Below are 15,600 nucleotides of genomic sequence, written 5' to 3'. Positions count from 1 at the left end.
CCCTTCAACATATGTGTTCTCACTAAGTATCAAATCATTAGATCGGATGCTCCCAATAGAGCTATATCGTCTTTCTTAGAGCATGTTATTTTTAACTTTGAAATGGTTTCGGGGTAAGGGAAAGTACTCAATATTTCGTACATTTTAGGAGAAAAGAATTCGAATGATTTCGAAATACTGCCTCCCAATATAATAGCCTGAGGATCGTATGTAAACAAGATAGCTTTCATCAGATTACCGACATGAGAACCAAATTCGTCCCATATCTGTAATGCCACCGGATCTTTCAGGCAAGCTCTTTCGTAAGCCTCTTTACCCGTTATATGATGTTCTCTCACAAAGAAATGACTGCAACAATAATATTCATAATTATGCTCCAGATAAAGTAGTTCACCCACTTCACCGGCTCCGGTATTGGCTCCGTTATACAATTTATTGTTAAAGATAATTCCTGCACCGACACCTGTACCTAATGCTACACATACAATATCTTCGAACTCGACTCCTTCGCCATAAGATACCTCTCCTTGAGCAAAACAATTACAATCGTTGTTAACAGCAACAGGAACTTGAAATTCTTTTTCCAGAATATCTTTCAAATGAACTTCTTTCCACGAAGGGATATGAGTTACATTATAAACTATACCTTTTTTGACATCCACCACCGATGGTACTCCAATACCTATACTTGTTACAGCAGGATTGAACACCTGATGAATCATATTGATTAAATGATCCAGCACCTCTTTTTCCGATTTATCGGCTCTGCACGGTTCGGATATTTTTTGTATAATCACACCTTGGTCAACAACTCCTATACGAATATTTGTGCCTCCTAAATCTATTCCTATTTTCATGGCGTATTATTTCTGGTTTGATTAGATCGTTTGCTTACCTTCTTTAATGCTGATTTTCTTAGACTTGTCTTTGCCCCAATATACAGTCATTTCGAAAGCTATATTCGAATCAATCATGATAACAGGGGTTTCATCAGCCGAGTTTCGTTTATTTACTTTGAAAGAAACAACACCCTCGGGTCCAAACGGATATCTTTCGATTCCGTGAGCTTCCAATTGATTTACATCCCAAACAATAGAATGAGTAGAGAAATCGGAACGGATACCCAATATAAATTCTATAAATACAGCAATGGGAGGTAAACCTGTCCAACCAACAAAATCTTTACGAGCCATAAAGCCCTGATCTGCCGTTTCAGGAGAATAATACTCCCAAAAAGTTCCTGTCTTTTTATATACTTCAAAAATATTGTTGTAATGATTTACAGCTATCTCGTGAGCCTCTTTACGATAATCTTTCTTATCAAGCCCTGTTATAACCATGTAGTTAGTACCCGGCCAAACACCTCCCTGCCAATATCGTCCTTTGGCATTGTATTTAGGATTATCTGCCGATAAAGAAGGCACTCTGTGCGGACGGTTAAATGTTTTTGGGTTATCCAGTTCTTTCACCAATCGGTCTAATTGCGGTTTCTGTAAAACATCGGTTTGCAATGCCCAATAAGCCATAATACCTTTGGTAGTAGAAAGGCTTCCATCAGCATATTGATCGTACAAAAAGCCTGTTTTTTCGTCCCACATATTGTCTTGAATGTACTTGGTAAGCATTTTGATCTCATCCTCCAAATCTTCAATCTCCTGCCAGCGTTCCAGATAAAATCCCATTTCGAGAAGAATATTATCTACTAATATTTGTTGCAGGCAAGCATCCAGCCACACCATATGTCCGTGACTAAAAATCATGCTATATTGCGATTGAACACGAGGCATATTATCCATTCCTGTACCCCACCCGCTCGACCAATAGGTTCCGTTTGGCCATGTACGGTTGAGTCTCAACCATTTGTTATAAGCACACAATGCCGGAAATATCTTATTCAAACGATCTGTATCTCCGTATTGTTTGTAGTATTGTATCTCAGCCCAGGGCAAGAGATTAGGACCTGTGCTTACAGGGTCGTACCGTTCGAAACAGTCTGCTCCATCTGCCTTTATTTCACGGCAGATAAATCCATCAGGGTGCTGTTTTGCATAGAAATTATCCAATGTATTTTGGAACGGGAAGAAACGATAGCCATATCGGGCAAACATCATCATAAACGATGCATCCCACATAAAGATATTACCATTATAAGCTACGTCTAAATAACTAGCAACGAAGCCTGAACCCTCATCGGGTTGTCTGATGTTTCCTATAGCTATTTGCCATGCTTTCCAATACATTTCTATCTCCTTATCATGCCCCTGCCAAATAGGATTGGGGAGAATATTTTTTGCCTCCTCAAAGCTCTTGGGTATTGTAATTTTAGGTTTTGAAATCCTATATTCATTTTCGGCAACCAAAGCCTCTTTTACATAGGTATTTTTATAAGGCATATTATACTTCGGAGGCGTTTCTTCGCTTTCCTGAGCCGACAAAGGCCTAGGAAGTAGAAACATCAACCCGAAAATCATAAATGCAAAAGATATTTTTTTCATAAGTTATTTATATTTTCTCAAATTAAGATCTTAAATCTACAGTTCTCATAAGTGACAAAAAGTAATCAATAAAGTGACAATAAAGGTTACAAAAGTATTATTTCGTGTCACCCACATAAAACACTGTTTATCAGAAACAAAAGCTCAAAAAGGTGACAAAAGTGACAAAAGTAACACTTTTTTGACCTGTTCTATTTCTTCTTCTGTTTTCTGTCACCTTTAATACCATATTAAACTCTTTTACAAATAGATAAAACAATACAATCTTTATTTTTGCTGTTCTATTTATCTGATAGCAGGAACAACATACTATCCGGTATAGGCTTCTCTAAAATATTTCGACTCGAAATACCTACTTCCAAAGCTTGTCCCATATAATTTTCGAGATAACGAACTTCTATTTCGTGAAATCCTGCCTCGAGAGCCACTTTTCCGTCTACACGTTTTAAACTGTGAGAACCATCATTATCAACCACTAGTTGTCCGTCAATATACAGTTTCGAACCATCATCCGAATTGGTATAAAAACGATAAACTCCCCTTTCGGGTATTTTGATATAGCTTTTAAAGCCGAAAGCAAAATAATCTTCTACTGGAGCAGATTCTATAGAAAAGTTTGTCAATACACCCTCTTTCAAAGGCTTTTGAGAAACAATATCATCCACCGACTTAAATTTGCCTTCGTAGTACCTATATCCTACACCTTGTTTTGTCGGTTTTACATCCTTTGCAGGTAAAAAGCTCATACTTTGCTCATCTACAGAAGATATACCCGAAGGGTAGTAATAATACAATTCGGTTCCTTTGGGAGTTCTAATCCATGTATCAAACTTAAATTGATCCTCATACATGACGATAATACGCCCCCCTCTTTCGAGTTTTCCGTAAGCATCCGCACCCGATGTACGACCAAACACCAAAGCTATATTCTTTTCGATACCAATATAGTCGTTATCGTGGTCATGTCCAACAAATACGCCCATTACATCTTGCTGTTCAACCAAAGAAGCAAACATTCCCGAGTTGATATCAGCAGCAGCAACACCTTCGTCCTTAGTTCCTACTGTTGTTGGCTTTCCCACAATATTATTGTACTCAATCAATGGAATGTGGAAAAAAGCCAATGAAGGTACTCGTTTATTGTTGTTTTTAGAAGTATAGGTATCGCTCAGATGCCTGTACCAACTAATTTGATCGAAATGTATCCAATCGTAATGACCCAATTTGTCATTTTCAGGGTAATCATTCGAATCTATATGATACAATACAGCAGCAGTTTTATCACCCTTGGATGCCATTACAGGAATTACATAATTGCCACAGCCTGTCATCGGCAAACCTTTCTCTCCAACATAGTAGGGCATTCCTTCGATGATATCGAATATCTGACAACGGGTAAATCCACGCCCTTCTTCCGAATCATGATTTCCCAATACAACCGTCCAAGGAGTCTTGGTTTCTTCGAATATTTTAGCGACAGCCAGCCAGCCTTCATGAATCGGAGGGTCGCTCACCACATCACCCGTAAGTACAGCTAAATCGGGTTTTTCGGCCTCCAATACTGCTTTAATAGTTTCTATGGTTTTAGCACAATTGGGAGAAGTATTATTCCAATGAATATCTGTAAACTGGGCAATCTTAAATTGTCCTGCTTTATTGAATCGGAACTTGATATTTTCTTTCGAAAAAGAAGACATCGAACCGAAACTCAAAAAGAGTAACAGGAATAAAATTGTATGCTTTTTCATATACTTAAGTAAAAGAAAGTATTTAATGATATACTTTTGAGTTTATAACAGACTTTGTTTATTTTGCTTACCAAAGCCATAAGAAGGTCTGAGACCTTACTTCTTTTGTTTGTTGGCATCCAAAAGAGCTTTCATTTTATGAAATACCTGCGTATTTTTATATACCCCGATAAAATCGGCAGAACCGGGACCATAAGCAAATACAGGAAGCATAATAGGTGTATGATCGTCAGTCATATAACGAGCCGTAATTTTACCAGTTTCGAGATCCCCATCTACTAAAGTTAAACCTCCTGTCTCGTGATCGGCAGTTACCACAATAAGCGTTTCGCCGTTGCTGTCAGCAAATTTCATTGCTTCTGCTATTGCCATATCGAAACTCAACATCTCGACAACCGATCCGGGTAAAGAATTGGCATGACCTGCATAATCAATCTTTGCACCTTCAACCATCAGAAAGAATCCGTTCTTATTATTCTCGCTCAGTTTCTTGATAGATTCTTTAGTTGCCTCTGCCAATAATCCGATCGTCTCCGCAGTAGCAGCTTGCTCCATACGCTCATCAATACAAATGACTTTACCGCTTTTACTATTGATTTCATCTATAGAAGTTGTGATATTATATTGAGATTTCAATTCGTCAGTCAAATCGCGTTTATCCTTTCTATCTGTAAGGATATGCATTCCGCTACCATTTAACAATGTAAGATTGCCTTTTAGCAGCCATTCGGTTATTTCATCCGCATTATCACGCTCGGTAGAATGTCCGTAGAAAGCGGCAGGAGTTGCATCTGCAATATTTCCCCACGTAACTACTCCGGCTTTCATTCCTTTCGATGTAGCCACATCGCTCATAGATGGGTAAATAGTACCATCATCAGCCATTGAAATATGACGGTTATTATTCGATTCGCCTGTTGCTAAAGCACTTCCACCTGCTGCCGAATCGGTTGTAAAAGCATCTTTCGAGCTGTTCTTTTGTAGACCAAGATATTTAAATCCAAATAACGACAGACCCTTATTTACACTTGCAGCTGCATTGATTTGAGCCAATCCCATACCATCGCCAATCAAAAATATAATATTCTTGACAGGTTTGCGAACCCCATCATTCAGATAAGTAGGTTGATATATTTCAACGCCTTTCGACAATTGAAGCTTCTTATTATCAAACCCTTGAAAACCTGCTGTAGTCTTGTCCAAACGATCAGTTTTGGTAATTCCCTCATGTGCATTGGCATGGTCGGGAGAAATCACAAAATTCTTATCATCGAAGTTGTGGAAAAAATCAGCACAAAGTTCGGGTACATCGGTATTTATAATATCAACCCCCATCGTATGAAAAGTATTCCAAGCTGTTACATGATCGGGAGTTCCCCAAAAACGAATCGGTTTACCCATGGCATGAATCTGGTCGATAACTGCTTCTACTTTCTTCTTCTGATCTGTTACCAATGTTCCCTTTCCATTCCATTGCGCATATTCGAAGAAAGGAACACTTATATAAGCGACTCTTGCCAATTGTTCGGGAGTATATTTTTCATCCAACAATCCATCGAACTGAATATAAGTAGGATATTTAGAAAAATCGGCAGGCTTAGGAACAAATTCACCTGTAATAACTATCTGTACTGCATAAGGATTTACCGCAGGATTAAATACCTCGGGATGTGCATTCAAGTTTTGCACCACCATATCGAGTGTTGGTGTAGCAGGGGTTTTCAGCTCTATCAACAATTGCAGTTTCTTATCCGAATCTTTCCATGGCTTTCCTCCATTTTGTTTGAATAAATGTACCAATGGATTGATATATAATTCATCTAAAGTAGAAGCTGTCGGTAATTCATGTAAATCGTGAGCTACAAGTAATTGGTTATCCTTACTCAGAAAAATATCCGCTTCTACCGACGACAATTGTTGTGCGTATGCCTGATAAAAAGGTACTCTACGCTGATAATCGTTATGCGAATGTATAAAAATGTCCTTTTGTGCGAATGTTGTTGCAGGAAAACCCGCTCCCAACAATACTAATGAAAGAAACGCACCTATATATCTTTTTTTCATCTTATCTTTTTTATTTTGTAGGGCTAATTTGCATTCACCCATACTCTTTATTTTATTTTTATTTTAGCTACAACAGGAACATGATCCGATAAAAATACCTCATCCAGTTTTTCGGGAAGTACTTCAAATTTATCGGTTTCAATAGTATTGCTTACAAATATATAATCGATGTAATCTCGGTTTTCAACAGGAATTTTTCCGAAATCGTGGAATGTCCATTCAGTACCCGAAAATGCTTTTGCAATTGTTTTAGCATTGGTCAAATGCTCTTTCAATGACGTATTGGTTATATGCTTAATCACATCCGAGTCGGGAGTAGCATTAAAATCGCCTGTCATTATAATAGGTAATCCTCTGCTTAATTCGGCAGCTTTAGTAAGTAATAAAGTTACACCCTCTTGACGTGCAATTTTACCGACATGATCCAAGTGGGTATTTATTGCAAATACTTCTTTTCCTGTTTGTTTATCTTTCAAAATAGCCCATGTAGCTATACGCTCACAAGCACCATCCCATCCTATTGATCCTGCCACTTCAGGTGTTTCACTTAACCAGAAATATCCTGATGATACTTCGGAAAAACGATCTTTTTTATAAAATAAGGCACTGTATTCGCCCTTCTCTATACCATCCTGACGCCCTACACCTATGGCTGCGTATTCGGGCAAACGTTCCTGTAAATCAACTAATTGATTGTGTAATACTTCCTGAGTCCCCACTATATCAATATCTTTTGTTTGGATTATTTTTGCTGCAACATCTTTTCTGTATTGCCAGTTATTCAGACTATCTTCGGGATTATCGTAACGAATATTATAAGACATCACATTCAATTCGAGTGGTTTGCTTCCACACGACATCAGCAAGCTTGCCAATAGTATATAAATTAAATTTTTCATATTTTTTAAAGTAAAAGAAAATAATTAATGGTACATTTCAAAAGCATAACATACTGTCGCTGTTATGTTTGCCAAAGCAATAAATAGTTCTGCGAACTTATTTCAGGTAAATAGGATTTATTTGCAGATACAGGGCAGAAGATTATCTGCCCGTATCTACAGGAGCCTCAATTTGTAAATAAATTCAAGGCAGGTATCGGAACAAACTTGTCCGATCCGGGCACTCTCCAACCCCAACTCAATTCTTCTCCTTCGTAATCTTCAAAATATAATAAGCGATACGGATGGAAACCTTTTTTCAAAGCAATCCTTCCCGTTGCCGAAATAGCTCCGTGTGAACCATCGTTATCAACCACTTTCAGATCATTGATATACAAGACACTACCATCATCGGAGCGAGTCATAAACTCATATACCCCATCTTCGGGTATAGAAATCAACCCAGAGAATATATATGCAAAATGATCTGCTTGTTTTGCACCCTTAATAGATGGTTCGGGCATTATTCCCGATTCTTTTAGAGGCGATTTTTCGATATCACCTACAATCTTATAAAGTCCTTCGTAATAACGGAAATTCGTTCCGTTCATTTTTGCCTGAGCAATCTTAGGGTTAGCCAATACAGCTTTTGTGGCATTGATAGTGAATGTTCTGCTTGGCGTATAATTCTCTTTGAAAGCTTTTGCTTTAATCAAAGTCGAAGCTGTTAGCTTGACAGGAGACGTATATAACATCGAAGCTTCGGTAGGTTCCGAGCCATCGAGCGTGTAATATATCTTAGCACCTTGAGTGGCAGAAGCCAAATCGACTTCTATATCATCTAAGAACAAATCTAAATCTTTGGTAGTAAAGGGTATTGACACTACCAGCCCTTTGGTTAACGAGTAAGGATAAGCATCGCCGCCTATTCCACGATCTTTGTTTGGAGTGTTGGTTAATGTAAAGTCCAGTTCTCCACCTTCTAATAATTGTTGATAAGTAACAAAGTTTTTATCAATCGCTTTTCCATTTAAGCTAACCTTATCTATATATACATTCTTTTGAGGATCATTTGCTTTGATAACTAATGTCTTTCCATTGGCCAATTTGATGGTTGCCTTTTCGAATAAAGGAGTCGTCAGAACAAGTTCATTAGATCCTGGACATACGGCATATAGTCCCAAGCTACTCAATATATACCAAGCCGACATTTGACCGCAATCTTCATTTCCGCTGATTCCTTCGGGTGTTGGCTGATACATTTCGGTAAGAATACTGCGTGTCATTTCCTGTGTTTTCCAAGGTTGCCCCACATAATTATACAAATATGCCATGTGGTGGCTAGGTTCGTTTCCATGTGCGTACTGACCTATCAAGCCGGTAATATCGACCATATTACCATCTAATTTCGACTCTACGACAAACAAACTATCCAATTGTGCCGTAAAAGATTCCTCTCCTCCGAATAACTGAATCAAACCATTCACATCGTGAGGAACAAAGAACCTGTATTGCCATGCAGTAGCTTCTGTATATGCACGTCCGGGTTCGAATGGATTGAAAGGGCTATCCCAATTTCCATCCATACGTTTTCCTCTGAAAAACTTGGTATGTCCGTCAAATACATTGATGTATGATAAAGCACGTTCCGAATATTCTTTGTAATCGTCTTCACGACCTAAACCTTTTGCCATTTGAGCAATTGCCCAATCGTCATAAGCATATTCCAAAAGACATGATACGGATTCTTTCTTAATATTGGAAGGTATAAACCCGTATTTCACATAATAATCCGATCCTTTTTTATTGATATTAGACGACACTTTCATAGCTTCGAAAGCTTTCTCTACATCAAAATCACGGATGCCTTTCATATAAGCATCGGCAATAACCGAAGCCGAATGATAACCGATCATCGTACCTGTTTCGCCTGCCGAAAGTGGCCAGATAGGTAATTCGCCCGAAGCATCGTACATATCGAGATAAGAAGTAATCATATCCGAGACCAATTTACTATCGGTGAATGTTACCAATGGATTCCATGCGCGGAATGTATCCCAAATAGAAAAAGTGGAATAATGTTTTTTTCCTTTTTCCAATTGACCGATGGTCATATCATGTCTGCGGTATTGACCATTTACATCGCTTACAATATTAGGTACAATTTTAGCGTGATATTGTGCTGTATAGAAATTCTTCAAATCATGTTCCGAACCTCCTTCTACAACAATATCCGAAAGAGCTTCTGTCCAAAGTGTTCTGGCTTGTTGATGTACATTATCAAAATCGAAATCCTTTACATCATTCAAAAGGTTTTCTCTGGCATTTTCAAGACTGATAATAGATATACCTACTTTAGCAATGATTGGTTCGCCTGTAGATGTTCCGAATTTTAAAACGGCTTGTACATTATTGGTTTGAGGGTCAGCATCGGCAGCCAGTATTACTCCGTCATCTACAATATCAACACCCTCAAAATCTTTAGAAAACTGAGCTACAAAAAACACATATTGATTGGGAACCCATCCCTGAGTTCTTCGCATTCCTGTTATTTCATTCGGAGCAGTTTTCTTTATTATTAAAGAATCAATTACCTCATCTGTTATAAGGTGTGCCATATCGATAACTATCGACATGTTTTTATTTTTTGCAAAAGTGTATCTGTGAACACCTGTATATGTAGTAGCTGTTAGTTCGGCTTTTATACCTTCGGTTTTAAAATCAACGGAATAATATCCCGGTGAAGCTTTTTCGTCCTTATGCGAGAATGGAAGAGGATCGAAAATATACCCTTCGGGTTTCAGTTTTAATTCTTGTGTAGTAGGATGAAATAGAATATCTGCCAGATCGGAACATCCTGTACCACTTAAATGTGTATGGGAAAATCCCAGAATAGTACTGTCGCTATAATGATAGCCGGATGCGGCATCCCATCCTTCATTACGAGTATCGGGACTTAATTGCACAGCACCATAAGGTACGGTTGCCCCCGGATAGGTATGTCCGTGAAACCCTGTTCCTATAAAAGGGTCTACATAGTCAATCGGGCTTTTAGGAGACGAAGAACATCCCACTAACAGCAACGCAGAGAATATAGAAATTATTAGTTTTTTCATGTCAATATATATTAAGGTCTCAGACCTTTTTATTATCCATTCAAGTATAACATATATAATCAGTTATACACTTTGAACGTGATATTAAGTATTTTCTGTGACTTACTGAGTAAAGATCGGCTCTCAGATTAAAAGTTTCGGAGGAATTGCTTCCTCCGTAAACTTCTATCTTAAGATATATAATCTTTATTATTCAAAAGTTGAATACCCCGGTTTTGGATTATTCACCAATAAATAATCTGTATTCTCAATCTCTTTTTGAGGGATAGGGAAATGTGCATTCTTCACCGGATCAAAAGATCGGGGACCTCTTGGATCTGTTACGGTAGTTGCTGCTGCATACACTTCTTTAGCCAATCCCCAACGAACTAAGTCATAGTGGCGCTCGTCCTCATAAGCCAATTCGCAACGACGTTCTCTTACCAAATCATTAAATGTAGGGGCTGCAATAGCTTTGGTTACATCGCCACCGAAAGCACGAACACGTACTTCGTTAAATGAAGATGCTGCGGCAGGGACTCCCTTAGTTCTGTTGGCAGGACCGCCTCCGGCTAAGAATATTTCGGCCTCGGCATGTATTAACAATACATCCGAATAACGTAACAAAGGCACATCGGCTCCTGTTTCCCAGTTCCACGATGTAAGTTCGTTATAAGCTGCACTATATTTTGTACCCATGTATCCGGTAGTCATATCGCGAATCATTGTTGAAGTCAAAACTGTAGTTTTACCTAAGAAATGAACCTCATCGCCTTCTCCTGCCAAAGTTACTCTGCGACGTAAATCACCTGCTTGGAAAGCATCATACAAGCTCTTTGTAGGAGCAAAATAATACCATCCTGTACCTCCGGATAATGTTCCCGAAAGAAGAATCACAGAAGTTACCGTTCCTTGATTCCTGATCGGTTTATTTACCAGATTGAAAAGAACCTCATCGTGTTTTTCTCCTGCTAAAGAAAACAAATGGGCATATCCGTTATTACCTGTTTTATCCAAAGAATACTTACCCGAATTAATAACCTTTTCGGCTGCTGCTTTAGCTTCCGCATATTTACCCCAATGAGCGTATACTTTAGCCAATAATCCATAGGCTGCACCTAAGTTAGGTCTTCCCAAATCATCTTTTTCTCTTGTCCATGCTCCCTGAGCCTCGAAATGGCTGATAGCCTCTTTAAGATAAGCTTCGATACGTATATACGTTTCGGTTTTTGTTTCCCTCGGTTTATTTATTTCCAAAGGTTTTTTCCAATCGTAAAATGGTAATCCTCCATATCTTTTAGCCAGATAGAAATAAGTGTATGCACATAAAAAATTAGCTTCACCTAAAATCAAGTCACGGCTTTTATCCGACATGGTAATATTGGGAACATTCGCCATTACATCATTGGCACGGCGGATAGTACGATACATTAACTGCCAGTTGCTGAACTGCCCACCCGAAGCATTCGATGTAGCAATAAATTTAGTCAACTGATCGTCATCGTTTTTATTACGGTTAATAACCATATCGTCACTGGCAGGTCCTGCCCAGAAATGACCACGTCCAAATCCTTCTTCATTATAAAATGGTTCATAAGCGGCATTTAAGCCCAACCATGCATCAGCTTCGTTATTCCAGAAGTTAGATACCCCGAAAGGTTCTCTATCCAAATCACAAGATGCGAGCAGGAATAATGGTATAATAAATAATATTTTATATAGTTTCATGATATTCATTTGTTAGAAGTTAATATTAAGACCCATAATGAATGTTTTTGGTTGAGGGAATTGTCCACGGTCTACACCTACTTCAGACACCCCGCTCACATCCACATCATCGGCATATGCTTCTCCTAAATCAGGATCATAGCCTTTATAACTGGTAATAGTAAACAGGTTTTGCATGGTCACATACAACCTTACGTTTTGCATACCAATTTTTCTTACCAGATTTTTATCAAGAGTATATCCTACTGTAAGTACTTTCAATCTCAAATAATCTCCTTTATCTACATAGTAGTCGGACATTCTTTGATTCGAGTTTTTATCTTCAATAGTTACTCGGGGCAACGACCCGTTAGGGTTGTTCACAGCATGATAACGGTTCATTATATCAGCATATTGATTGTATCTTGGATCTACAAACATGCCTTCATACTTCAACGCATTAAAAATCTTATATCCGGATACTCCTTGGAAGAAGAGGCTCAAATCGAAACCTTTGTAAGTCATATCTGTTCCGAAACCATATGTAAATTTAGGGAATCCACTACCGATATTGGTTCTGTCATTACCATCCACTTTGCCATCACCGTTTACATCTATGAACTTAAGGTCACCGGGTTTAGCATTAGGTTGATAAAGCACACCTTCGCTGTTTTTGTAATTTTGGATTTCCTCTTCACTCTTGAATATTCCACCTGTTTTATAACCGTAGAAGTGTGCAATTGGCTCTCCGGCAACAGTTCTCGAAATATTAGTACCTCTGTACGAACTGGTAAAGAAAGAGCTGCTTCCAGTTCCCAACGAACGAACTTTGTTTCGAACTGTACTAAAGTTACCATATGCATTTAACTGCAAATCTTTAATCTTTGTATTGTACGACAAGTTCATATCCATACCTGTATTCTGAACTTCTGCTGCATTTTGCCAGGGATCTTGTGTAATACCAGCCAACGAAGGAGCAGGAACCTGAATCAATACATCTGTCGCATTTTTATTGTAATAATCGAATGTAAAATCAAAATGATTCAAGAACGATACATCCAAACCAACGTTAGTTTGAGTAGTTACCTCCCATTTAAGATTCGGATTTGCCAAAGATGCTTCGTAACGTCCTATCGTAGCAGTCTCATTCTGACCAAATACTACATTATAACCATCGTCGTCTGTTGTATTTTGAATGATTACCTTGGTTGGATAGTTACTAAAGATATTTTGGTTACCCAATTTACCCCAACTTGCACGTATTTTAAGATTTTGTATTGCCGAATTTCTCAACGGATCGAAGAACTGTTCTTCCGAAATACGCCATCCTCCTGATATAGATGGGAAATATCCCCAACGATTAGCTTTTGCAAACTTAGATGAACCATCGCCACGGAAGTTCACCGATAACAGGTATCTGTCAGCAAATGAATAGTCTAAACGGGCAAAATACGATTGAAGTGCCCACTGTTCGCGTCCGCCTTGCATCCATGCAATATTGGTAGCAGAACTTAAATAACGTTGTGAAGGATCTTCAGAAATAAAATCGGTACCACGGGCATTGGTGTAATTCATATCAAATTCTTCATACGAATATCCGCCCAGAACCATAAATTTACTCTTTCCGATTGTTTTATCGTATTTCAAAGTAGTTGTATTGATCCATCTTGTACTTTGCCAGTCTCTTTGAGTTAACTCATTGGTATTAGATGCACGACCTGCTTCGGGTACACGTGCGTTAAACCATTTGTCCTGCCATTTAGACCAATCATATCCAAAGTCAGTTTTAAGAGTCAGGTTTTCAAGTATACTATATTGAGCATATACGTTACCAAAAATACGGTCTCTGGTTCTTACACGGTCAGCTCTATTGATAATCCCCACAGGATTCTGGATATCAGCTCCTAATTGACCACTTCCGCTTAAGTTGCCATTTTCGTCATATACAGGTACAGAAGGGTCTGCACGTAATGCCGAAATGATAGCACCCGAAGCCGACATATCGGGAACAATATTTTGTTTAGAATGCGTAATCATCAGGTTCTCTCCGAATTTCAGATTCTTGGTGATATCAGTTTCTGTATTCACACGGAAAGTGGTACGCTTAAAGCTGGTTCCTTTCAATATACCATCTTGGGTAAGATGCCCACCCATAATATTATATTTCATTTTTTCGGATCCACCTGCTACCGACAGGTCATAGTTTCCTTGATAAGCCGAGTTTGTAAATACTTCGTCTTGCCAGTTAGTTCTTGTATCCTGAGCAAAAGGGCTTTTATAATAAGCCATTTTTTCTTTAACCTTATCGCTTGGTGCAGCTCCGTTCAAATCGTTTTCGTATGCTTCGAGATGAATCATATTCCGTTGCTGAGCATTCAACAAATCGATTTTACGTTGTGGAGTCGAAAATCCCTGAAATGTATTGAAAGTAACATTTACCCTGTCCGATTTACTACCTTTTTTGGTTTGAATAATTACAACCCCATTGGCAGCACGCGAACCGTAAATAGCAGCCGAAGCAGCATCTTTCAGTACGTCAATACGCTCTATATCGTTAGGATTCACATCATTCATATTATCAGCCGGCATACCATCGATGATATACAAAGGATCGTTGTTGCCAAATGTACCCATACCACGAATACGGATAGATGTACCTGCACCCGGAGCACCACTACTTTGTAATACGGTAACCCCCGACATACGTCCTTGCAAAGCACTGTTGATATCTACATTAGCCATATCTTCCAGATTAGACATCTTTACTGATGATACAGCACCTGTCAGGTCAGCTTTTTTCTGAGTAGTATAACCCACTACTACCACTTCATCCAAAGCCTTGTTGTCTTCTTTCAATACAACATTTACATCTTGTTTACTTCCTACTTTTACTTCCTGAGGTAAATATCCGATATAAGTAAATATAAGAGTTGCATTGTCGGGTACTTCTATTGAATAGTTTCCATCTAAATCGGTTACAGTACCTGTAGTTTTACCTTTTACAATAACACTCACACCGGGTAATCCTAGCCCTTGAGCATCTTTTAAGGTTCCTTTCACGATCCTTTTGTCATCTTGTTGTAATTCTCTTGCTTTATTAGCAACAGAAAGTACAATCTGATTATCTACTATGGTGTAAGAAACATTTGAATTTTCAAACACTTCGTCCAGAATATCCGATACCGGTTTATCGGTTGCTTTTACAGATACAATTTTATTTGCATCTACAATCCGGTCATTATACACGAAACTGTAAGCAGTTTTTTGCTCTATTTCATTCAACACCTCACGAATAGTCGATTGGGGTTTGTTTAATGAGATAGATTTATTCTGCTTCGCCTGAATGGTGAATGATGATAAACACAACCCGGCTAACAAGAGATAGCGGTATCTCTTTCCTAAAAATTCTTTTTTCTTCTTCATGGCTCTAGGTTAATTATTTCAATTAAAAATAACGTTCGGTTTTCATTTTGTTTAATGACTGATGTACACATACTTAATTTGTTTGATTAATATTTTATAATGCACTTCAAAGGAAAACAACTCATGTTACAGGTCGGTTACGTCCTGTTTAATGTTTATTTTCATTTAATGTCAATAAGATTTAAGGTCT

At 38.3% G+C, this 15,600-nt stretch carries 8 protein-coding genes; all 8 read right to left on the bottom strand.

Going from position 1 to position 15,600, the window contains the following annotated elements; translation table 11 throughout:
- Nucleotides 1-29 precede the first annotated feature (29 nt).
- Complete coding sequence (locus G7051_RS14815; RefSeq protein ID WP_166201452.1) at nt 30-857, bottom strand: ROK family protein; 828 nt, start codon at nt 855-857, stop codon at nt 30-32.
- 21 nt (nt 858-878) lie between these two features.
- Nucleotides 879-2,456, bottom strand: a complete 1,578-nt coding sequence (locus G7051_RS14810; RefSeq protein WP_255493384.1) for a trehalase family glycosidase — start codon at nt 2,454-2,456, stop codon at nt 879-881.
- 320 nt (nt 2,457-2,776) lie between these two features.
- Nucleotides 2,777-4,243, bottom strand: coding sequence for a PA14 domain-containing protein (locus G7051_RS14805; RefSeq protein WP_166201450.1), 1,467 nt, complete (start codon nt 4,241-4,243; stop codon nt 2,777-2,779).
- A gap of 96 nt (nt 4,244-4,339) precedes the next feature.
- Nucleotides 4,340-6,307, bottom strand: a complete 1,968-nt coding sequence (locus G7051_RS14800; protein WP_166201448.1) for an alkaline phosphatase — start codon at nt 6,305-6,307, stop codon at nt 4,340-4,342.
- A 47-nt stretch (nt 6,308-6,354) separates the two neighbouring features.
- On the bottom strand, nt 6,355-7,206 hold the full coding sequence (locus G7051_RS14795; protein WP_166201446.1) for an endonuclease/exonuclease/phosphatase family protein: 852 nt from the start codon (nt 7,204-7,206) through the stop codon (nt 6,355-6,357).
- Between the two features lie 167 nt (nt 7,207-7,373).
- Complete coding sequence (locus G7051_RS14790) at nt 7,374-10,307, bottom strand: GH92 family glycosyl hydrolase (RefSeq protein ID WP_370523001.1); 2,934 nt, start codon at nt 10,305-10,307, stop codon at nt 7,374-7,376.
- A gap of 183 nt (nt 10,308-10,490) precedes the next feature.
- A complete protein-coding gene (locus G7051_RS14785; RefSeq protein ID WP_166201442.1) occupies nt 10,491-12,008 on the bottom strand; it encodes a RagB/SusD family nutrient uptake outer membrane protein in 1,518 nt (505 codons plus the stop codon).
- A 12-nt stretch (nt 12,009-12,020) separates the two neighbouring features.
- Nucleotides 12,021-15,410: a TonB-dependent receptor gene (locus G7051_RS14780; RefSeq protein ID WP_166201440.1), complete on the bottom strand. Its 3,390-nt coding sequence runs from the start codon at nt 15,408-15,410 to the stop codon at nt 12,021-12,023.
- Nucleotides 15,411-15,600: the final 190 nt, after the last annotated feature.

Origin of the sequence: Dysgonomonas sp. HDW5B (genome assembly GCF_011299335.1) — a bacterium.
Taxonomy (GTDB): Bacteria; Bacteroidota; Bacteroidia; order Bacteroidales; family Dysgonomonadaceae; genus Dysgonomonas_A.
Note: the sequence above shows the minus strand (reverse complement) of the source record. Positions and strands in the feature narration are given on the sequence as shown.

Coding starts and splice junctions, on each gene's coding strand:
- G7051_RS14815 (WP_166201452.1), bottom strand. CDS start 857: ATGAAAATAGGAATAGATTTAGGAGGCACAAATATTCGTATAGGAGTT.
- G7051_RS14810 (WP_255493384.1), bottom strand. CDS start 2,456: ATGTTTCTACTTCCTAGGCCTTTGTCGGCTCAGGAAAGCGAAGAAACG.
- G7051_RS14805 (WP_166201450.1), bottom strand. CDS start 4,243: ATGAAAAAGCATACAATTTTATTCCTGTTACTCTTTTTGAGTTTCGGT.
- G7051_RS14800 (WP_166201448.1), bottom strand. CDS start 6,307: ATGAAAAAAAGATATATAGGTGCGTTTCTTTCATTAGTATTGTTGGGA.
- G7051_RS14795 (WP_166201446.1), bottom strand. CDS start 7,206: ATGAAAAATTTAATTTATATACTATTGGCAAGCTTGCTGATGTCGTGT.
- G7051_RS14785 (WP_166201442.1), bottom strand. CDS start 12,008: ATGAAACTATATAAAATATTATTTATTATACCATTATTCCTGCTCGCA.
- G7051_RS14780 (WP_166201440.1), bottom strand. CDS start 15,410: ATGAAGAAGAAAAAAGAATTTTTAGGAAAGAGATACCGCTATCTCTTG.